General features: G+C 72.7%; 16 protein-coding genes. 10 read left to right on the forward strand and 6 right to left on the reverse strand.

The features are described 5' to 3' along the window. Positions 1-146: 146 nt before the first annotated feature. Positions 147-716: a YceD family protein gene (locus P1K89_RS06545; RefSeq protein ID WP_284615575.1), complete on the reverse strand. Its 570-nt coding sequence runs from the start codon at positions 714-716 to the stop codon at positions 147-149. Positions 717-754: 38 nt separating this feature from the next. Between P1K89_RS06545 and P1K89_RS06550 the strand changes: the two genes are divergently transcribed. Both P1K89_RS06550 and P1K89_RS06555 read left to right on the forward strand, forming a co-directional pair. Then, the gene (locus P1K89_RS06550) at positions 755-1,342 is read left to right on the forward strand and encodes a Maf family nucleotide pyrophosphatase (RefSeq protein ID WP_284615576.1); all 588 of its coding nucleotides are present in this window, start codon (positions 755-757) and stop codon (positions 1,340-1,342) included. After that, a complete protein-coding gene (locus P1K89_RS06555) occupies positions 1,339-2,097 on the forward strand; it encodes an SAM-dependent methyltransferase (RefSeq protein ID WP_284615577.1) in 759 nt (252 codons plus the stop codon). Before P1K89_RS06550 ends, P1K89_RS06555 begins: the two co-directional genes overlap by 4 nt. A 9-nt stretch (positions 2,098-2,106) precedes the next feature. Here P1K89_RS06555 and P1K89_RS06560 read toward each other — a convergent pair whose 3' ends face one another. Then, a complete protein-coding gene (locus tag P1K89_RS06560; protein ID WP_284615578.1) occupies positions 2,107-3,573 on the reverse strand; it encodes a DEAD/DEAH box helicase in 1,467 nt (488 codons plus the stop codon). A 76-nt stretch (positions 3,574-3,649) separates the two neighbouring features. On the opposite strand from P1K89_RS06560, the gene rfbD reads away from it, so the two are divergent. The 8 genes from rfbD (at position 3,650) to P1K89_RS06600 (ending at position 12,980) form a co-directional block, all read left to right on the forward strand. Next, the gene (rfbD, locus tag P1K89_RS06565) at positions 3,650-4,555 is read left to right on the forward strand and encodes a dTDP-4-dehydrorhamnose reductase (RefSeq protein ID WP_284615579.1); all 906 of its coding nucleotides are present in this window, start codon (positions 3,650-3,652) and stop codon (positions 4,553-4,555) included. Next, positions 4,552-5,127: a dTDP-4-dehydrorhamnose 3,5-epimerase gene (gene rfbC, locus P1K89_RS06570; protein WP_284615580.1), complete on the forward strand. Its 576-nt coding sequence runs from the start codon at positions 4,552-4,554 to the stop codon at positions 5,125-5,127. The genes rfbD and rfbC overlap by 4 nt, the downstream gene beginning before the upstream one ends. Positions 5,128-5,150: 23 nt before the next feature. After that, positions 5,151-6,197 (forward strand): SDR family oxidoreductase, encoded by a 1,047-nt coding sequence (locus tag P1K89_RS06575; RefSeq protein ID WP_284615581.1) that lies wholly within the window; start codon positions 5,151-5,153, stop codon positions 6,195-6,197. A gap of 123 nt (positions 6,198-6,320) precedes the next feature. After that, complete coding sequence (locus P1K89_RS06580; protein ID WP_284615582.1) at positions 6,321-8,243, forward strand: serine/threonine-protein kinase; 1,923 nt, start codon at positions 6,321-6,323, stop codon at positions 8,241-8,243. 221 nt (positions 8,244-8,464) lie between these two features. Continuing rightward, positions 8,465-9,553, forward strand: a complete 1,089-nt coding sequence (locus P1K89_RS06585) for an OmpA family protein (RefSeq protein WP_284615583.1) — start codon at positions 8,465-8,467, stop codon at positions 9,551-9,553. Positions 9,554-9,843: 290 nt separating this feature from the next. Beyond that, the gene (locus P1K89_RS06590) at positions 9,844-10,764 is read left to right on the forward strand and encodes a glycosyltransferase family 2 protein (protein ID WP_284615584.1); all 921 of its coding nucleotides are present in this window, start codon (positions 9,844-9,846) and stop codon (positions 10,762-10,764) included. 84 nt (positions 10,765-10,848) lie between these two features. Continuing rightward, complete coding sequence (locus P1K89_RS06595; RefSeq protein WP_284615585.1) at positions 10,849-11,757, forward strand: glycosyltransferase family protein; 909 nt, start codon at positions 10,849-10,851, stop codon at positions 11,755-11,757. Further along, a complete protein-coding gene (locus tag P1K89_RS06600) occupies positions 11,754-12,980 on the forward strand; it encodes an O-antigen ligase family protein (protein ID WP_284615586.1) in 1,227 nt (408 codons plus the stop codon). Before P1K89_RS06595 ends, P1K89_RS06600 begins: the two co-directional genes overlap by 4 nt. Here P1K89_RS06600 and P1K89_RS06605 read toward each other — a convergent pair. Genes P1K89_RS06605 through P1K89_RS06620 form a run of 4 tightly spaced genes read right to left on the reverse strand, consistent with a single transcriptional unit; the run spans position 12,977 to position 20,062 of the window. After that, a complete protein-coding gene (locus P1K89_RS06605) occupies positions 12,977-13,882 on the reverse strand; it encodes a glycosyltransferase (RefSeq protein ID WP_284615587.1) in 906 nt (301 codons plus the stop codon). The two genes, P1K89_RS06600 and P1K89_RS06605, sit on opposite strands and share 4 nt — an antisense overlap. After that, on the reverse strand, positions 13,882-15,429 hold the full coding sequence (locus tag P1K89_RS06610; RefSeq protein WP_284615588.1) for a glycosyltransferase family 2 protein: 1,548 nt from the start codon (positions 15,427-15,429) through the stop codon (positions 13,882-13,884). The genes P1K89_RS06605 and P1K89_RS06610 overlap by 1 nt, the downstream gene beginning before the upstream one ends. Then, entirely contained in the window at positions 15,429-19,292 is a 3,864-nt protein-coding gene (locus P1K89_RS06615; RefSeq protein ID WP_284615589.1) for a glycosyltransferase, read from the reverse strand. The genes P1K89_RS06610 and P1K89_RS06615 overlap by 1 nt, the downstream gene beginning before the upstream one ends. Then, complete coding sequence (locus P1K89_RS06620) at positions 19,289-20,062, reverse strand: PIG-L deacetylase family protein (RefSeq protein ID WP_284615590.1); 774 nt, start codon at positions 20,060-20,062, stop codon at positions 19,289-19,291. The genes P1K89_RS06615 and P1K89_RS06620 overlap by 4 nt, the downstream gene beginning before the upstream one ends. Positions 20,063-20,071 lie beyond the last annotated feature (9 nt).

Here is a 20,071-nt window from a genome sequence, read left to right on the forward strand (position 1 = left end):
GAACCGGACGCCAGAATCGATTCGATCGATCGGCGTGCGGGTAGGTATTGCTGCGGGGATGGCTGCGACTCGACGCCTGTAGCCCATCCCGCCGGGAAAAGCCCGCGACTATACCATGGCACGGGAAATCACTACCCCAGGCGCACTCAACCGCCCGAAGTCGATCGCCCCTTCTTCAGCGCCTCGAGCGCGGCGAACGGATTCGGCCGCTCCTCGATCTCGGCCTCGTCGCCTCCGGCCGGCCCCTCGTCGAACTGCAGCGGCGTCGGGCAGCGTTCATGGCGCGGCACCAACGGCAGCGCCAGCAGCAATTCGTCCTCGACCAGCTCGCGCAGGTCGAGCCAACGCGGCAGCGCCAGCACGTCGTCCTCGAGCTCGGCATCGAGCGCCTCGGCCTCGGCTTCGCCGCGCACGAAACGCAACCGGCAGTCGATCGCCAGCGGCTCCTGCATCGGCTGCAGGCAGCGCTGGCAGGTCAGCCACACCGGCGTGCGGGCCGACAGCTGCAGCCACAGTTCCGGTTCGCCGCCGGTGACGGGACGACGTTCGCCAGCGGCGCGCCACTCGACGTCGGCGATCGGCGTGTCCTGCGGCGGCGACTGCGAGCCCGCCAGGCGCTCGAGCGACGAACCGGGCCACTGCCCGGCCAGCTCGCCGCCTTCGGCTGCAAAGGCCGCCACATCGAGGCGCAGCGGGTCTTGGGAACGCGACTTCATGGAGTCAGTGTACGAGCGGCCGATGGGAGAATCCCGTGATGACCCTGCCGCTGATTCTCGGCTCGACGTCGCGCTACCGGCGTGAGCTGCTCGAACGCCTGCGCCTGCCGTTCCAGTCGGTGGCGCCGCAGGTCGACGAAACGCCGCACCCCGGCGAAGCCCCGGCGGCGCTGGCCGAGCGCCTCGCGCTGGCCAAGGCGCGCGAGGTCGCCAGCCGCCATCCCGGCGCGGTGGTGATCGGCTCGGACCAGGTCGCCGAGCTCGACGGCCAGCCGATCGGCAAACCCGGCACGCATGAGCGCGCCGTCGCGCAGCTGCGGTCGATGCGGGGCCGCGCGGTCGTGTTCCACACCGCGGTCGCGGTGCTGCGGCCATCGACCGGTTTCGAGCAGGTGCAGCGGGCGCCGGTGACGGTGCGATTCCGCGCGCTCGGCGACGCCGAGATCGAGCACTACCTGCGCACCGAGCAGCCTTACGACTGCGCCGGCAGCGCGAAGTGCGAGACGCTGGGCATCGCCCTGCTCGAGGCGATCGACTCCGACGATCCGACGGCGCTGGTCGGCCTGCCGCTGATCCGCACCTGCGCGATGCTGCGCGCGGCCGGTCTCGACCCGCTTCGCGCATGACCGCCCCGGGCCGCTTGCTGCTGGTGCCGAACACGCTTGACCTCGGCACGGAGGCCCAAGTCGACCTGCACGAGGTGCTGCCGCAGGCGGTGATCGCCCAGGCCGCGGGCTTGAGCCACTGGGTCGCCGAGAACGCGAAGAGCACACGTGCCTTTCTCAAGCGCGTCGACCGGATCGTGCCGCTGGCGCAGCCGCTGCAGGGCATCGACATCCGCGAGCTGCCGCGGCCGCGCAAGGGCCAGGCCGACGAGGCGCCGCAGGACCTCGGACCGCTGCTGGTGCCGGCGCTTGCCGGCCACGACATCGGGCTGCTGTCCGAAGCGGGCCTGCCCGCGATCGCCGATCCCGGCGCCGCGCTGGTCGCGGCCGCCCATGCCCAGGGCCTTGTCGTGCTGCCGATGTCCGGCCCGAGCTCGCTGCTGCTGGCGCTGGCTGCGAGCGGCCTCAACGGCCAGAGCTTCGCGTTCGTGGGTTACCTGCCGGTCGAGGCGACCGAACGCGCCGCGCGCATCCGAGATCTCGACGTGCTGTCGCGCCGGCAGAACCAGACCCAGCTGGCGATCGAAACGCCCTACCGCAACGCGGCGCTGCTGGCCGCGCTGCTGCAGCACCTGCAGCCGTCAACGCGCCTGTCGATCGCCTGCGGCCTGACGCTGCCCGGTGGCTGGTGCCGGACGCTGAGCGTGCGCGCGTGGCGCGACGCGGTGCCGGTGCTGCCGGACCGCCTGCCGGCGGTCTTCAGCTGGCTCGGCTGAAGGGCCGGCTCAGGTCTTCGGGCCGCCGCCGCCCAGCAGCGCGGCGACTTTGCGCTTGCCGCGGATGTTGGGCGATACCCCGCGAACCGGTGCCGGGGCCGCGGGCGTCTTGGCCTCCCAGGCCGGTTTGACATCGTCCGCGACGGTCGGCGGCTCGTAGGGCTTGTCGAAGAACGGATCGCTCGGTGCGGTGCGCGGCGCGGCATAGCTGAAGCGCTGCGGGGCCTCGCTGCGCTCGCGCGGCCGTTCGTCTTCGTCCTCGCGGGCGCGGCGCGGCGGCCGGCGCGGCCTCTCGTCCTCGAGCTCGAAGGCCTCGATCTCGATCTTCTTCTTGATCAGCCTCTCGATGTCGCCGATCAGCCGGCCATCGTCGCGGTCGACCAGCGTCACCGCCAGGCCGGAGGCGCCGGCGCGGCCGGTGCGGCCGATGCGGTGCACGTAGTCCTCGGCGTTGAACGGCACGTCGAAGTTGAAGACCGCGGGCAGGTCCGCGATGTCGAGACCGCGCGCCGCGACGTCGGTGGCCACCAGCAGGTCGACCTCGCCGCGCTTGAACGCGGCCAGCGACTTCAGCCGCTCGTCCTGCGACTTGTCGCCGTGCAGCGCGGCGGTCTTCAGGCCATCGCGCTCGAAGGCGCGCGCCAGCCGCGCGGCGCCGAGCTTCGAGTTGACGAAGACGATGGCCTGGCCGATCTCGCGCTCGCGCAGCATCTGGCGCACGGCGCGGCGCTTGTCGTCCTCGCCGACGCTGTAGAAGCACTGCTCGACCGTCGACGCGGTGGCGTTCGGACGCGCCACCTCGACCGTCAGCGGCTCCTGCAGGTAGCTCTGCGCAAGGCGCTTGATCTCCGGCGAGAAGGTGGCCGAGAACAGCAGCGTCTGGCGCTGCTTCGGCAGGTAGGACAGGATGCGCTGCAGGTCGGGCAGGAAGCCGATGTCCAGCATGCGGTCGGCCTCGTCGAGCACCACGTACTCGACCTGGTTCAGCACGCAGTTCTTGGCCTCGATGTGGTCGAGCAGGCGGCCGGGGGTCGCGATCAGCACCTCGACGCCCCGCTTCAGCTCGGCGGTCTGCGGCTTCATGTCGATGCCGCCGAAGACGACGGTCGAGCGCAGGTCGGTGTGCTTGGCGTAGGTGCGCACGTTGTTGGCGACCTGGTCGGCGAGCTCGCGCGTCGGCGCCAGCACCAGCGCGCGCACCGGGTGGCGGGCGGGCGACATCGATGCGTTCTCGTGGCGCAGCATCTTCTGCAGCAGCGGCAGCGTGAAGGCCGCGGTCTTGCCGGTGCCGGTCTGCGCGGCCCCCATGATGTCGCGGCCGGCCAGAACGATCGGGATCGCCTTGGCCTGGATCGGCGTCATCGCGGTGTAGCCGGAATCGGCAACGGCCCGCAGCAGCTTGGCGTCCAGCGCCAGCGTCTCGAATTTCTGCGGGGCGGCGATCGGCTCGGCAGCGGTGATGGTGGATTCGGTCATGAATCACGGATTATCCGCCACGGACCGCTACCGCCCGCCCGCCCGGCCGAGAAGGCCTACATACAATGCCCGCCCGATGAAAACGTTGCTGCTGGGCGCCGAGGGCCAGGTGGGTTGGGAGTTGCGGCGCGCGCTGGCAACGCTCGGCACGCTCGTGGTCGCCGGCCGCGCCGACGGCGCCGACCTCGCCGACCCCGATCGGCTGGCCGCCACGGTACGCGCACTGGCGCCGCAGGTGATCGTCAATGCCGCCGCCTACACCGCGGTGGACCGCGCCGAGAGCGAGGCCGCGCTGGCACAGACCATCAACGCCGACGCGCCGGCCGCGCTGGCGCGCGTCGCGGCCGACAGCGGCGCCTGGCTGCTGCACTACAGCACCGACTACGTCTTCGACGGCAGCGGCGAGCGCCCCTGGCGCGAGGACGACGCCACGGGCCCGCTGAGCGCCTACGGCCGCAGCAAGCTCGCCGGGGAAGACGCCATCCGCGCGAGCGGCTGCCGCCACCTGATCCTGCGCACGAGCTGGGTCCATGCCGCGCGCGGCGGCAACTTCGCCCGCACGATGTTGCGGCTGGCGGCCGAGCGCGACGAGCTGAAGGTCGTCGACGACCAGGTCGGCGCGCCGACCGGTGCCGAGCTGCTCGCCGATCTCGGCGCCCTGACCTTGCGCGATGCGATGCGCCGGCCCGAGCTCGGCGGCACCTACCACGCCTGCGCCGCCGGCGAGACCAGCTGGTGCGGCTACGCGCGCCACGTGATCGGCTGGGCGAAGGCGCGCGGTCTCGCGCTGCGCGTGGCACCCGAAGCCGTGCAGCCGATCCCGAGCAGCGCGTACGCGGTGCCGGCGCGCCGGCCGCTGAACTCGCGCCTCGATACGCGCAAGCTGCGCGAGGCCTTCGGCGTGACGCTGCCGCCGTGGCAGCAGGGCGTCGAGCGCATGCTCGCCGAAGCCCTCAACCTGCCGCTCGCGGCCCCCGCATGAAGCTGATCCCCTCCCCGCTGCCCGGCGTGGTGATCGTCGAACCGCAGGTGTTCGGCGATGACCGCGGCTGGTTCATGGAAAGTTTCAACCAGCGCCGGTTCGCGGAAGGCCTGGCCGAACTCGGCCTGCCGGCGCCGCGGCCCTTCGTGCAGGACAACGAATCGTTCTCTCGCCGCGGCGTGCTGCGCGGCCTGCACTACCAGCTGCCGCCGCACCCGCAGGGCAAGCTGGTGCGCGTCACCGAAGGCGCGGCATTCGACGTCGCGGTCGACATCCGCCGCGGCTCCGCTCACTTCGGGCGTTGGTTCGGCCTCGAGCTGAACGCCGAGAACAAGCGCCAGCTGTGGATCCCCGAGGGCTTCGCGCACGGCTTCGTCGCACTGGTCGACGGCACGCGTTTCCTCTACAAGACCACTGACGTCTACGCCCGGGATTGCGAACGCGCGATCGCCTGGAACGACGCGGCGCTGGCGATCGATTGGCCCGCCGGCGTCATCCAGCCGCCGCTGCCGCTGCTGGCGGCCAAGGACGCCGCCGCGCCCGCCTTCGCGGCCGCCGAGGTCTTCGCCTGACTACCGCCCACGAGGTTCCCAACTTGAGCGCTTCCAGCCCCTACGACCTTTGCTGCCAGGCCCTGCGCGCGACGCCGCGCACATGGCTGGTCACCGGCGTCGCCGGTTTCATCGGCAGCCACCTGCTGGAGACGCTGCTCGGGCTCGGCCAACGCGTGGTCGGCCTCGACAATTTCGCCACCGGCCACCGCCACAACCTCGACGACGTGCAGGCCGCGGTCGGCGCGCCCGCCTGGTCGCGCTTCACGATGGTCGAGGGCGACATCCGGCGGCTCGAGGATTGCCGCACGGCCTGCGCGGGCGTCGACCTGGTGCTGCACCAGGCGGCGCTGGGGTCGGTGCCGCGTTCGCTGGCCGACCCGATCACGACCAACGACGTGAACATCGGCGGTTTCCTGAACATGCTGGTCGCCGCGCGCGACGCGAAGGTGCAGCGCTTCGTCTACGCCGCGAGCAGCTCGACCTACGGCGACCATCCCGGCCTGCCCAAGGTGGAGCACGCCATCGGCAACCCGCTGTCGCCCTACGCGGTCACCAAGTACGTCAACGAGCTCTACGCCGCGGTGTTCGCGCGCAGCTACGGACTGCCGTCGATCGGCCTGCGCTACTTCAACGTCTTCGGTCCGCGCCAGGACCCCGAGGGCGCCTATGCCGCGGTGGTGCCGCGCTGGGCGGCCGCGATGCTGCGCAGCGAGCCGGTCTTCATCAACGGCGACGGCCAGACCAGCCGCGATTTCTGCTTCGTCGCCAACGCCGTGCAGGCCAACCTGCTGGCCGCGACGACCGCCAATCCCCAGGCGCTGGACCAGGTCTACAACGTGGCGGTCGGCGACCAGACCACGCTGAACGAGCTGCACGCCATGCTCGGCGAGCAGCTGTCCGCGCAGCGCCCGGACCTGCGCGTGGAGCCGCCGCAGTACCGCGACTTCCGCGCCGGCGACGTGCGCCATTCGCGCGCCGACATCGGCAAGGCGCGCGAGCGCCTGGGCTACGCCCCGACGCACGACATCCGCGCCGGCATGGGCGTGGTCGCCGCGTGGTACAGCGCGCGCCAGCCGCAACGCGTGTAGGACACGGACACCACTTCCATCGGATGAAGGACCGTCGCGCGCGGCGACGGTCCCTATACTCTCGCGCATCCCCCCACGACGCCTGAGGCGGCCGATGCCGTCCGCGCCCGCCAGCCGCGCATGATGAACCCCGGGCCACTGACCCAACTGGGGCGCTACCAGCTGAAGAACGTGCTCGGGCGCGGCGCGATGGGCATGGTCTACGAGGCGCTCGATCCGCGGCTGGAACGCCGCGTCGCGATCAAGACCATCCTGAAGAGCCACCTGCTCGACGACGCCGTCGCCGAGGACTACTCGCGCCGCTTCGTGCGCGAGGCGCAGGCGGCGGCGCGCCTGAACCATCCGCACATCGTCACGGTGTTCGACTTCGGCGAGGAGGACGAGGTCGCCTACATCGTCATGGAGTTCATCGAGGGCGGCGAGCTGACGCAGATGTTCGAGGCGCAGCACCCGTTCACGCTGCACGAGGCCGTGCGCATCCTCTGCGAGCTGCTCGACGCGCTGGCCTACGCGCACGAGCGCGGCATCGTGCACCGCGACATCAAGCCGGCCAACGTGATGATCGACCGCGCCGGGCACGTCAAGCTCACCGATTTCGGCGTCGCCCGGCTCGCCGACACCAATGCCGACCGCACGCTGCCCGGCACGATGGTCGGCACGCCGAGCTACATGTCGCCGGAGCAGATCCAGGGCCAGGCGGTCGGCTCGCGCACCGACCTGTTCGCGGTCGGCGTCATCCTCTACCAGTTCCTGACGCGCCAGCGCCCGTTCGCCGGTGGCGGGCAATGGGTGGTGCAGCGCAAGATCCTGCACGAGGAGCCTGCGCTGCCCTCCGAGCTCGAGCCCTCGGTGCCGCCCTTGTTCGACGCCATCGCGATGCGCGCGCTGGCCAAGGACCCGGACCACCGCTTCCAGAGCGCACGGGCCTTTGCCGACGAGATGCAGCTCGCGCTGTCGACGCTGCCGCCGCAGGTGCGCCCGCGCGCGATCCCGGACCCCGACGTGACCGTCTACATGAAGAGCGGCACGGCGACCGGCGGCTCGCGCGGCACGCGCGGCACGCGTCAGACGGCCGGCATGGTGACCGCGCCGCCGACGATGCCGGTGACGAACCCGCTGCCGAGCGCGCCACCGCCTTCGGCACTGCCGACGGTCGCGCCGCCCCGGTCGCCGGCACCGGTACCGGCGTCGATGGCGACGGGCTCGACCGTGCCCGCGGTGCCGGCGCCACCACGCGCGCCCTCGCCCGCGGTGGCTGCGCCGGCCTCGCCACGCACCGTGCAGCCGGCACCGCTGCCGTCATCCCCGGCGCCGGTGCCGACGGCTGCTCTGGCGACCGCTGCACCGGCGCTCCCGGCCGGCACGACGCCACTCGAGTGGGCCCGTTCGCCCGCCGCGACCTGGCTGCCCCCGCGCGCGCCGATGCCGAGCGCGACACCGACGTCCACACCGCCCCCGCCTCGCCGGCCCGCGACGTCGCCCTACGCGCAACGCCGCCCCAGCTGGCGCTGGATGGCCGGGCTGGCGGCGGCCGCCGGCCTGCCGGTGGCGCTGCTGCTGTGGCGCCCGGGCAGCACGCCCACGCCGCCCGACAGCATCGAACAACGCCCGTCGCCGTCCAAGCCCACGGCAACGGTCCCGGCGCCCGCACCCGCACCCGCACCGGCGCCGGCGCCGCTCGAGGGCCGTCGCACCCCCGCGCCGACGCCAGCGCCTTCACCCGTTGCGGCGCCCGCACCGGGACCCGCCGTCACGCCGCCGGCCACCACCGAGCCGGCCGGCGTCACTCGACCGTCGCCGACGCCGGTGCGCGATCCGGCGCCCGCGGCGAGTGCCGTCGCGCCATCCCCATCTTCGCGGACACCAGCGCCCGCGAATGCCGACCCCGGGAGTACAGTCAAGCCGGACCGGAGAACACAGGTCGGTGCACCGCCGGCACCGCGCAGCGCCAACCCGCGCTGCGGCGAACTGCTGGAACGGATGCAGCTCGGGGAGCCACTGTCGCCGGAGCACCTCGAGATCTACCAGAAGGAGTGCAAGCGATGACATCTGCTCGTCAAGCCGCCGCATCCCTCCGCACATGGGTTGGCGGGATGTCCATCATGCTGCTCGCCGCCTGCGCGGGCCCGCAGCCGAGCAGCGAAGCGCCGCCCGCGGCGGCGCCTGCTCCGGCGCCGACACCGGCGGCCCCCGCCGAGGCGTCCCCGCCGGTGGCCCCGCCGCCGGCGCCGGCAGCCCCCCCGGCACCGCCTCCGCCACCGCCGATCATGCCGTTCGACGACGCGGTGCTCAGCGCGGCGAACAACCTGCTCGGCAAGGCCCAGCTGCCTCCGGGCCCGAAGTTCACGGTCGTCATCGATCCGCTGATCGACGGCGTCACCGGCCAGCAATCCAAGGCCACGCAGGCCATGGGCGCGCGCATCGTCTCGCTGATCCGCGAACGTTATCCGCAGCAATACGAAGTGCAGCCGTTCAACAGCGCCAACGTGCAGAAGTCGCCGCTGGTCCTGGTCGGCACCTTCACCGGCGTCAACAAGGAGCGCAAGACCGAAGGCCAGCGCGAGGCCTACCGCATCTGCCTGGCGCTGGCCGACCTGAAGACCGGCAAGCTGGTCAGCAAGGGCCTGGCCTTCGCGAAGCCCGATGGCGTCGACCCGACGCCGCTGCCGGCCTTCCGCGACAACCCGGCCTGGGCCGAGGACGGTCCGACCACCGGCTACATCCGCACCTGCCAGGGCACGCGCCCCGGCGATCCGATCCACCCGATGTACCTCGACCGCATCGTCGCCGCGTCGATCATCAGCGAAGCGATCGACGCCTACGGCTCGGGCAAGTACAAGGATGCGCTGAACCTGTACGAAACGGTGCTGCGCATGCCCGAGGGCAAGCAGGCCCGCACCTTCAGCGGCCTGTACCTGACGAACTGGCGCCTGGGACGCCGCGACGCCGCCGCCAAGGCCTTCGGCCAGCTCGTCGACCAGGGGCTCGACAGCAAGCGGGTCGGCGTGAAGTTCGTGTTCCGGCCCGGCTCGGCCAGCCTGGCGGCCGAATCCGGCCCGGCCGCACCGCCTTACAAGATGTGGGTGAGCGAACTGTCGTCGCAGGCCATGCGCCGCCAGAGCTGCCTCGAAGTCGTCGGCCACTCCAGCCCCACCGGCCCGGAGCCGATCAACGAGCGCCTGTCGATGCTGCGCGCGGAGTACGTGCGCGCGCAGATGGAAATCATCCAGCCGGCGCTGCAGAAGCGGCTGGTCGCCAACGGCGTCGGCTCGCGCGAGACGATGATCGGCAACGGGCGCGACGATGCCAGCGACGCGCTCGACCGGCGCGTCGAGTTCAAGGTCATCGGCTGTTGAGCGAAGTGCGCGCCGGCATCGCCGGCGCGCCTGCAACTGTCGTGTCCAATCGTCAATTCATTAGGTAAATCAACCACTTGCGGACACAGTTCGTGAGGCACCGCACGGATGCGGTTAAACTCGTTTGAATGGCCGGGATACTAGAAAAAACGCGGGGAGCCCCGCGCATCAGCCGATCAGCCGACGAGCGACGAGCCTCCGTCGCAGAGCTTCTTTCCCCCTGGGAGGAGTTCCGGCGCGTCATTCCGCTGGTGTCGCTGAAGTCCCTCTTGCACCGCCCGCATCCTTCGGTGCCGAAGGTCGCGGTGCTGCTTTGCACGATGCAGGCCCAGCATTTCCTGGCCGAGCAGCTCAATTCGATCGCCACCCAGACGCATCCCGCATGGGCGATCTGGGCGTCCGATGACGGCTCGAATGACTACACGCACGCGATCCTCGAGTACTACCAGTCGCACTGGGGCGACGATCGCATCTCGATCCACGCCGGCCCCGCCGAAGGCTCGACCGCGAACTTCCTGTCGCTGACCTGCCGCGCCGACATCGAGGCCGACTACTTCGCCTATGCCGACCAGGATGACGTCTGGGAGGCCGACAAGCTCGAGCGTGCCGTCGCCTGGCTGAAGACGATTCCCGCCGACGTGCCGGCGCTCTACGGCTCGCGCACGCTGCTGGTCGATGCGCGCAACCAGCACATCGGCTATTCGCCGCTGTTCGAACGGCCGCCGAGCTTCCGCAACGCGCTGGTGCAGAGCATCGCCGGCGGCAATACGATGGTCTTCAACCGCGCGGCGCGCGAGCTGCTGCGCGCCGCCGGCGAGAACGTCGAGGCTGTCACGCACGACTGGTGGGCCTACATGCTCGTCAGCAGCTGCGGCGGCAAGGTCCACTACGACGTCTATCCCACCGTGCGCTACCGCCAGCACGGCGGCAACCAGTTCGGCTCGAACATCAACCCGCTCGCGCAGCTGCGGCGCGCCCGCCTGCTGCTGCAGGGCCGCTTCCGCGGCTGGGTCGATGCGAACCTCGTCGCGCTGCAACGTGTGCGCCACCTGATGACGCCGGAAAGCCAGCGCGTGCTCGACGAATTCACGCGGGCGCGCAAGCGCTGGATCGGCGCCCGGCTGCTCGGGCTGAAGCGCTCGGGCATCCACCGCCAGACCACGCTCGGCAACCTCGGGATCACGCTCGCCGCGCTGATCAACCGGCTTTAATCGGCCGGCGACATGGCGCTGCCGGCCGCGCGGGACGCGGTTTCCCGCTTGGCGGCACGCGCCGCAGCGCCTAGCGTTCGGCCGATGAATCCGGTGGCCGAAACGACGGCCGCGATCCTCGTGCTCTTCCGCCCCGCGTCCGATCCTGCCGCGGCGATCGCCCGCCTGGCGGCGACGCTGGGGCAGGTGGTGGTCGTGGACAACACCCCCGCCGGCCATCCGCTGCTCGGCGCGACGCCGCTGCCGGCCGGCGTGCGGCTGCTGCACAACGCCAATGCCGGCGCCCTGGCCGGCGCCTACAACCGCGCGCTCGCGCTGCTGCGCCGCGCCGCCGTGCCGCCGCGCCAGGTGGTGCTGGTCGACGAGGACTCGGACGCGACGGTGCTGCAGGCCCTGCTGGCCGACCCCGCCGTGCAGGCGCTGCTGGCCGACGAGCGCACCGCCGCCGTCGCGCCTGCCTACTGCGACCGCGCCACCGGCCTGCGCGGCAAGCACATGCAGCTGGGCCGCTGGCGGCTGCACTACCTGCCGCGCCGCTTCGACGGCCTTCAGCCGGTCGCCTTCGTGATCAATTCGATGTCGGTGTGGCGGCTGGCGGCGCTCGACACGATCGGGCCCTTCGACGAAGGCCTGCGCGTCGACCACGTCGACACCGATTTCTGCCTGCGTGCACGCCGCGCCGGGCTGCAGGTGTGGCTGCACGGCGGGCACGAGTTCCGTCATGCGATCGGCGAGCGCCGGCGCTACCGACTCTTCGGTCGCGAGCTGCAGGCCGGCGGCCATTCGCCCGAGCGGCGCTACCTGATCGGCCGCAACACCGCCTGGCTGGGCCGGCGCTACCTGTGGCGCGAGCCGGCCTTCGCGGCGCTGTGTGCGATGCGGCTGGCCTACGAAGCCGTCGGCATCGTGATGGCCGAAGCGCAGCGCGGGCCGAAGCTGGCCGCACTGCTGCGCGGCGCGCTCACCGGCCTGTTCGCACGCCGCCTGCGATGAGCGCCGTGCTCGCCGCGGCCGTCGCCTGGGCCGCCTTCCTGCCGATCGGCATCAAGTACCTCGCCTTCCTCGGCTGCGGCGCCGCGGCGCTCGTGCGGCTGCAGCGCGAACACCGCCTCGGCGAGCTGGCGCGCGATCCGGGCTTCCGTGCCGCGGCGGCGTTCTGGGGGCTGACCGTGCTGTCGCTGCTGTGGACGTCGGCCGGCTGGCACGACAGCGGGCCGCAGCTGTGGCTCTACGGCCTGCTGCTGCTGGTCGCGCCGATCGCGCTGGCCTGCCCGCCGGCATGGGCCTGGCGGGTGCTGCGCCAGTTCACGATCGCCGCCGGCGTGATCGGCGCGGCCACCGCGCTGTGGCGCATCGGACTGCTGCCCGACAGCGTGTTGTGGCGCTTCGTCGTCGATGCCCAGGGCAACCAGCGCATCATCAACTCGCTGATGCTGGCCGTCGGCGCCGCGCTGGCGATGCTGCTGGCCCTGCAGGCGCTGTCTGCCACGCGCGCCGAGGCGGATCGCGGGACGCACTGGCGCGCCGCGGCCGGCTGGACGATCGCCGCCGCCTTCGCGGTGCTGGGCCTCGCGCTGCAGGACCGCCGCACCGGCATGGTCGCGCTGCCGGTGCTGCTGGCGATGCTGGGCCTGGCCCGGCAACGCAACTGGCCGCGACGGCTGCTGTCGGTGGCGGTCGTCGCCGGCCTGTCGCTGGCCGCCTGGCAGTTCTCGCCGGCGGTGCACGGACGCATCGACGAAGGGCTCAACGAGCTGCGCCACTACCAGTCGAGCGACACCGCCGACACCAGCTGGGGCATGCGACTGCGCCTGGCCGAGCACACGCTGGACATGGTGCGCGAGAAGCCGCTGCTGGGCCACGGTGTCGGCGCCTGGCTGGAGCAGTGGCGCGCGCGCGTGCAGCCGGGGTTGCTGATCTCGGTGCACCTGACGCCGCACGACGAGTACCTGCTCGTCGCCTCGCAGCTCGGCGTCGCCGGCATCGCGCTGCTGCTGTGGCTGCTGGTCGGCCAGGCCGTGCGCGCCTGGCGCGCGGGTCCGGACGGCCAGGCCGCGCTGCTGGCCTGGACGGCGATCGCCTGGACCGCGATCTTCAATGTCGTGCTGCGCGACGCGAAGTTCGGGCTGCCGCTGCTGCTGGTGGCGGGGGTGGCGGGGGCCGTGGCCCGCGGTGGCGCCGGGCCCGCCGCAGACGACGCGCCGATTCGGCGTTAGCGACCCGCTACCGCGCGACGGTAGAGGCTTTCGTACAGGAAGGCCGTCTCCTCGATGCGTGGCGGCGGCCGCACCGCCCGGCGCCACTGCGCGCGCAGCGCGGCATCGGCCGCCCAGGCGACTAGCGCCTCGGCCAGCCCCGCCGCGTCGTCGTCTGCGCGCAGCACCGGCACGCCCGCCGCCTGCGCTTCGAAGTCCAGCCGGCGCGCCGCACACGCGCGCAGGCACAGCAGGTCGATCGCATGCAGCGTGCCCTGCCGTTCGGCCGGCCGGCCATCGAGCGGCCGCGCGCGCAGGCCGAGCTGCTCGAGCAGGTGCTCGAGCGTCGGCCAGGGACCACCCGCCCAGCCGACGCACGGCGGCCCGGCCGCGGGGTCCAGGCGTCGACCGGCGGCGATCGCCAGCAGATCGACACCCGGGATCACGACGTCGAAGGTGAGCTCCGGCCACCGGCCGCGCAGCCGCGCCGCCGTCTCGAGATCGGGCGCGATGCGGCATGCCGCGCGGCGGAGGAGCGCCTCGCCGGCGCGCGTCGCATCGCCGCCGTACGCCGGCTGGTCATCGACGTTGACCACCAGCGCCGGTGCCGTATCGCCGCCCGCCTGGCTGGCGAACGACGCCGCCTGGCTGTCGAGCAGGTGCACGACATCGGCCTGACGCGCATCCAGCCACTCGGCGACCGCGCCCGACCGCGCGGCCGGGGCGTCGGCGGCCAGCAGAACGACCGGCACGCCGTCGATGGTCGACCGGCGCAGGCGTTCGCCCTCGCCGGCCGGCACCTGCACCAGCAGGTCGACGCGGTGACCGGCATGCTGCGCCATGCGCGCCAGCCCGAGCGCGAAGTCGCCGGCGTCGTCGTCGAGCCGGCTGGAGCCGCTGCAGGTCGCGTAGACGATGCGCATCAGACCCCCGCCGTCAACTGATCGAACACCTGCTGCGACCAGCGGCGTTCGGGATCGTCGGTAGCCGCGGCACGCCGCTCGAGGTGCCAGTGCGCGAGGGTGGCACCGACCGCCGACGCGAAGGCGATGCGCACCGCCGCCGCGAATTCCGCGCGCAGCCGGTGATCGGCGCCGTCGTACAGCGGCGACGCGAAGCGGTTGAAGTGATCGATGCGGCCGATGAATTCCTCGACGAAGCGCCGCGCCTGGGCGGTGTGCTGCGCCGATGGGGCGGCGCCGCGCATCGGCGGCGCCGCGCGCCACAGCTGCTCGACGAAATCCTGCACGCGCGGATCGCCGAGCGAGGCCAGCTCGCCGCCGGCCGGCACGAGCGCCCAGCGGTGCGCCGCCGCGATCCAGCCGCCGAGCACCTCGCCGATCGCCGCACCGTCGGGCAGCGCCGCCAGGTCGGCACACCAGCGGCCGGCATGCTCGGCGACGACCCGCATGCCGGTGACCAGCCCGTCGATCGACGTGCATGGCGGCACGTCGAAGTCGTCGAACAGGTCGACGAGGAAGACGACGTCGACGAATGCCCGCTTGAGGAAGTACCAGGCCGGCCGCCGGTGCGAGTGGATGACCTTCACCGACGCCAGCATCGCGATGCGGTGGCCGGCCTGGATCAGCCGGATGCCGAGGTCCATGTCCTCCGCGTACTTTCCTCGATAGCGGAAGCGCTGGAAGAGCTCGCGCGGCAGGATGCACGCGACGTCGCTGAGCTGGCCCATCGTGCGCAGGCTGGTGTGGTCGTCGCCGACGTGCGCGCCGACACGATCGCGGTCGCGGCAGCCGAGGTAGCGGTAGTGCGTGTCGATCATGCAGTCGTACATCGCATCGCTGTCGCTGCGGCAGTACTCCGCGCAGGACGCGGCGACGACGCCCTGCTCGCGGTGGTCGAGCAGGTAGCGCAGCAGGCCGTGGACCCACAGCTCGCCGATCGGGTAGGCGTCCTGCACCATGAACAGCAGGTGGTCGCCGCCCGCATGGTCGGCGCCGAGGTTGCGGGCGTGGCTGTGGCTGAAGTCCTGCGGCGCCAGCTCGATCACCCGCGCGCCGGCTTCGCGCGCGCGCTGGACGCTGCCGTCGGTGGACCCGGAGTCGACCACCACCACTTCGATCGACCGCACGCCGCGCTGGTCGAGCAGCCGCCGGATCAGCAACTCGAGCTCGATGCCGCCGTTGAGCACCGGGATCACGACCGACACCGCGGCATCGATGATCTCCGCCGGGCCGCCGAGTTCGGGATGCAGCCGGGGCGGCGGCAGCGCGTGGCGCGCGTCGGCCCCCCGGTCGATCGCCGGCGCATCGGCGCGCGCGGTGTGCGCCAGCGCGCGCAGGATGCCCGGCCAGCGGAAGGCGTGGCGACGAAGGCGCGCGAACAGGCCGCGCCAGCCGTGCCGGCGTTTCGTCGTCACCAGCAATTGCCAGGCGCCGTGCACCAGCGCACGCCAGCGTCCGAGCCGCAGCCCGGCGGCGATCGACCGCAAGGTGCCGGCGCCGGAGGCCATCAGCGCCCGGCCCCGGCGGTGGCGGCGCTCGTGTGACGGGCAGGCGCGGCGGCGCCCAGCAGGGCCTGCACCGTGCGTTCGAAGACCTGCGGCGCGCAGTCGCGCTCGACCGCGTCCAGCAGGTAGCGGCGCGCCGCCAGCCAGGCCTCGCGATCGCGGTGCAGCGCGACGCAGCCGGCGGCGAAACCGCGCGCATCGGCGGCCCGGGGCAGCGCCGCGTCGTGCCAGCCGAGCTGATCGGCGATCAACGGCGAGACGACCATCGGCACGCCGTTCGCGGCCGCTTCATGCGCCTTGTGCGGGATGCCGGCCGCGAAACGCGTCGGCACGATGAAGACCCGCGCACGCTCGTAGAACGGCTCGACCGCGTCGACGCGGCCGTGCACGCGGATGCGCTGGTCCTGCAATGCGCGCACGCTGGCCGACTCGCACGGGCCGACGACGTCGAGTTGCGCGTCATCGCCGAGCTCGGCGCATACCAGCGGCCAGACCTCGCGCACGAACCACAGCAGGCTGTCGGTGTTCGGCGATTCGTCGCCTTCGGTGGCACCGACGAAGAGGAAGCCGCGGCGTTGTTCGAACGCCGTCGTGGTGGGTGTCGGGACCAGCGCGTGCCCCAGCACGTGCACCTCGGCGCGGCCCGCCGCGCGGAAGTGCCGGGCCTCGGCATCGGAGACCGCGACGATGGCATCGCTGCCCTCGGCCAGCGCCATTTCTTCGGCGATCCGGCGCCGCTGCTCGAGCGGCGCGAGCGGCGATCCGCGCACGGCGGCACGCGCGATGTCGCGCAGCGAGAACAGCGCCTCGGCGTCGTAGACCAGCCGCGCGCCGCCGAGCGCATCGGCGCTGCGGCGACGGATGGCCTGCACCAGCTCCATGTTGTGCGGGCGGCTGACCAGCACGATGTCGTAGCTGCCGCGACGCTGGTGCAGGAAGTCGGCGAGTCCCGCCGTCCCCAGTCCCTGCATCACCTCGACCGTCTCCGGCAATGCCTGCGGCACGGCGGCCCAGTCTTCTTCCGGGAAAAGCAGCGGATAGTGGGTGACGAAGGCGCCGGCGCGGACCAGCGCCTCGGCCAGCGCCGCGGCACGCGGATAACCGCGGCCCAGCGACGGCAGCGGCACGCGGTCGTCGATCACCAGCACGCGGGGCGTGCCCGCGCGCAGGCGCTGCCGCGCCTGCAGCAGGTTCGCCGGCGACGGCATGCACTGGCCGGCGAGGAAGGCGGCGTGTTTCTCGACGAAGCGCTCGCGGTTGCGGGCCTGCAGCGCCATCGCGTTGCCGCTGCCCACGTCGCTGGCGAACTCGAAGTGGCGCACGCGCACGCGCGGGTCGAACACCACGCGATGACCGGCCTCCCACAGCCGAACGCAGAGATCGCTCTCCTCGTAGTAGGCCGGTGCGAAGCGTTCGTCGAAGCCGCCGAGCTGCTCGAACAGCGCGCGGCGGACCATCAGGAAGGCGCCCGAGCAGTAGTCGACGTCGCGCAGGAATCGATAGGGCCCGGCATCCGGCGATTCGCCGCGGCCGTAACCCAGGCACGCGCCGTCGCGCCAGACGATGCTGCCGGCCTCCTGCAGGCGCCCGTCCCACAGCAGGATCGGGCCGCCGACCGCCCCGGCGTCGGCCTCGCCGTCCAGCCGCGCGACCGCGTTGGCCAAGGTGTCCGGGAATACCACGGCGTCGTTGTTCAGCAGCAGCAGGTGCTCGCCGCGGGCCTGCCGGGCGGCCAGGTTCACCGCCCGCAGGAATCCCAGGTTGTCCGACTGGCGCAGGATGGTCGCGCCATCGATGCGGTCGAGCAGTTGCGGCATGCGGTCGCTCGATGCGTTGTCGACGATCAGCAGCTCGAACTCGGGCGCCTGCAGCGCAGCCAGCGCCTGCAGGCACAACAGGCTCAGGCCAGCCTGGTTGTAGAGCACGATGATGACCGACACCCGCGGCGCCGCCGACTCGGCGAAGCGCAGGCGGGCGCCCGCGACGAGGAAGTCCCCGAGCTGCGCTTCGGCCTCCGCGCGCACCGCTTCCTTGTCGAACACCGGCGCATCGGCCGCCGCAGAGGCCCCCGCGGCGGCGGGCCGCGGCGCCAGCCAGCGCAGCGCCCGCGCACCGCCGGCGCTGGTCGCCAGCCGCAACCGCAAGCGATGGCGCAGCGGCGCCGGCACGATGTGTGACAGCGTGCGCAGCAACCCCGCCGCGCGCTCGCGCAGCGCCAGCCGGGCGACGCCGCCGCGCACCGTGCGCAGCGGCGCCGTGACGCGCCACGACATCGACCCGGTGACCTGGTGGTAGCCCTGCTCCAGCCGGCCGTAGGCCTCGGTCGTCGATGTCAGCTGCGCGCGCAGCGACGCTTCTTCGGCCTTGGCCGCCGCATGCTCGCGCGCGGCCGAGGCACTCTGCTCGGCCAGCTGCTGCGCGAGCTGCGCATGCTGGGCCAGTGCAGTGTCCAGGCGCTGGTGCAGGCCGGCGGCCTCCGCGCGCGACGCCGCGAGCGCCTGCTCCGCCGCTTCGGCCACCGTGCGCAGCTGCCGCTCGGCGGCACGCGCATGCTCGGCATGCGCCCCCAGCCGCTCCAGCCCCTCGACCGGCAGCCGCGGCAGCCACTTGCGATAGAACGCCTCGCGCCAGGTCTTCGCGAGCGCCGCATCCTTCTCGGCGCTGAGACCCGAATCGCCGATCAGCCGGTAGCTCGCCGACACGCCGGGCACGTGCAGGAAGCGCTCGTGCTGCGCGAGCTGCTGCCAGAAGTCCCAGTCCTCGTAGACCGGCATCGTTTCGTCGAAGCGGCGCTCGGGCGTGACCAGCGCGCGCGCGAACATCACCGCGTGGATCGGCAGGAAGTTCGCGCACCACAGGCGGGTGGCGTCGAAGGGTTCGTCGAGCACCGTCGTGCAGCGGCCCTCGGCATCGACCAGGCGCACGCCGGCGTAGGCCACGCGGTGGCGCGGCGAAGCGGCCAGCGCCGCCTGCAAGCGTGCAATGTGAGCGGCCGACAGACAGTCGTCGTCGTCGAGGAACAGCAGCCACGCGCCGGCGGCGTGCTCGATCGCGACGTTCGCCGCCGCCGCGCGCTGCAGCGGCGCGCCGGTGCCGACCTGGCGCAGCGGGAAGCGCCCGCAGCGTTCGCCGAGCCGGCGATGGCCCGGGCCGCAGGCCTCGACTACCACGACCTCGAGGTTCGGGTAGGTCTGCACGGCCACCGAGTCGAGCGCGTCCGCCAGGCTGGGCCGGTCCATGCTGCGGATCAGCACGCTGACCAGCGGCCGGTCGCGGCCGTCGAGCGCCTCGCCGCGCACCGCGACGCGGGCATGCTCGGTGGCGAACAGCGACCAGCGATCGTCCGCCAGCGCCGACGCCTCGAGCAGCTCGAAAGCCTCGGCCGCGTCGGTGGCCGGCACCGCGGAGCGACCGCGGAAGAGGTTCAGCGCGATGACAGCCGCCCCGTCGCCGCGCGGCATCGCCTGCGCGCGCTTCCAGTCGAGCAGGTCGCCGAGGGCCAGCCAGGCCGTCGGCCGGCCCGGGCTGCCGATCTCGTACAGCGCGATGCGCAGCGCGCCGCCGTCGCGGCGCACCGCCTCGATCGCCGCCATCGCCAGCGCGCGTCGGTCGGCGTCGGTCTCCAGCGGCGATGGCGCGAGCAGCAGGTCGGCCTGGTGTGCGGCCAGCGCCGTGCGCACGCGCTCGACCAGCAGTTCGCCGTAGGCCAGCGGCGCTTCGCCGTCGAGCGCCAGCTGCTGCACGGCCGCGCCGGCGTCGCCGAGGCGGCGCAGCAGCGCGCCGGCCCCGAGCAGTGCGTCGCCGTCGTGCGCGGCCAGCACCAGCGGGCGGCGCGCATCGAGCGGCATGGAACTGATCGAGCTCATGGCGCCGGATTGTCCATGGCGTCGAAACGCCGGCGCAGCACGCGCTGGGTCGCCGCGAGCACGCCGTCGAGGCCGCCGCGCAGGTCCGCGGCGTCGACGAAGCACAGCGCTTCGGCATGGCGCACGGCAGCGCCGAGCGTGTAGGCGCGGTAGTGGTTCAGCGCCGCGACCTGCGACGCGTAGTCCTGCGTCGCCAGCTGCGAGGCGAAGCAGCGCATCGCCCGCTGCTTCAGCGGCATCACCGGCGTGATGTCGACCAGGCAGTTCGGCAGCAGCGGCTGGCCGACCTCGTAGAAACCGAGCCGCACGCCATCGATGTCGCGGCAGGCCTCGATCGCGGCCAGGCACAGCGCGCGGTGGTCCGGATGGATCTCGAACGGCGAAGTCACCAGCAGCCACTGCGCGCCGCTGTCGCGCAGCGCGTCGGCGATGCGCTGGCGCAGCGCGGCGTCCGCGCGCAAGCCGCGGTCGGGCAGGCGCCAGAACTGCAACGCGTCGGGCCGTCGCAGGTAGCCCAGCACCCGCGCCGCCGCGCGGCCTTCCGCTTCGCGCTCTTCCACGTCGCCGTTGGCGGCACCGTCGCAGGCCACGATCACCTGCGTGCGCACGCCCTGCATCGCGGCCAGCGCCAGCAGGCCGCCGCAGCCGAAGACCTCGTCGTCGGGGTGCGGTGCCAGCACCAGCAGCGAATCGATCGCCAGCGCGCGCAGCGGCGCGTACGGCAGCAGCGCATGCTCGGGCAGCGGTTCGGGCGTGGACGCGTCTTTCAAGCGTTGGGT

The organism is Aquabacterium humicola, assembly GCF_030167915.1.
Taxonomy (GTDB): Bacteria; Pseudomonadota; Gammaproteobacteria; order Burkholderiales; family Burkholderiaceae_C; genus Pseudaquabacterium; species Pseudaquabacterium humicola.

What these genes read in the sequence shown, in the direction of transcription:
- P1K89_RS06545 (WP_284615575.1), bottom strand. Translation starts at nt 716, where the DNA reads ATGAAGTCGCGTTCCCAAGACCCGCTGCGCCTCGATGTGGCGGCCTTT.
- P1K89_RS06550 (WP_284615576.1), top strand. Translation starts at nt 755, where the DNA reads ATGACCCTGCCGCTGATTCTCGGCTCGACGTCGCGCTACCGGCGTGAG.
- P1K89_RS06555 (WP_284615577.1), top strand. Translation starts at nt 1,339, where the DNA reads ATGACCGCCCCGGGCCGCTTGCTGCTGGTGCCGAACACGCTTGACCTC.
- P1K89_RS06560 (WP_284615578.1), bottom strand. Translation starts at nt 3,573, where the DNA reads ATGACCGAATCCACCATCACCGCTGCCGAGCCGATCGCCGCCCCGCAG.
- rfbD (WP_284615579.1), top strand. Translation starts at nt 3,650, where the DNA reads ATGAAAACGTTGCTGCTGGGCGCCGAGGGCCAGGTGGGTTGGGAGTTG.
- rfbC (WP_284615580.1), top strand. Translation starts at nt 4,552, where the DNA reads ATGAAGCTGATCCCCTCCCCGCTGCCCGGCGTGGTGATCGTCGAACCG.
- P1K89_RS06580 (WP_284615582.1), top strand. Translation starts at nt 6,321, where the DNA reads ATGAACCCCGGGCCACTGACCCAACTGGGGCGCTACCAGCTGAAGAAC.
- P1K89_RS06585 (WP_284615583.1), top strand. Translation starts at nt 8,465, where the DNA reads ATGCCGTTCGACGACGCGGTGCTCAGCGCGGCGAACAACCTGCTCGGC.
- P1K89_RS06595 (WP_284615585.1), top strand. Translation starts at nt 10,849, where the DNA reads ATGAATCCGGTGGCCGAAACGACGGCCGCGATCCTCGTGCTCTTCCGC.
- P1K89_RS06600 (WP_284615586.1), top strand. Translation starts at nt 11,754, where the DNA reads ATGAGCGCCGTGCTCGCCGCGGCCGTCGCCTGGGCCGCCTTCCTGCCG.
- P1K89_RS06605 (WP_284615587.1), bottom strand. Translation starts at nt 13,882, where the DNA reads ATGCGCATCGTCTACGCGACCTGCAGCGGCTCCAGCCGGCTCGACGAC.
- P1K89_RS06610 (WP_284615588.1), bottom strand. Translation starts at nt 15,429, where the DNA reads ATGGCCTCCGGCGCCGGCACCTTGCGGTCGATCGCCGCCGGGCTGCGG.
- P1K89_RS06615 (WP_284615589.1), bottom strand. Translation starts at nt 19,292, where the DNA reads ATGAGCTCGATCAGTTCCATGCCGCTCGATGCGCGCCGCCCGCTGGTG.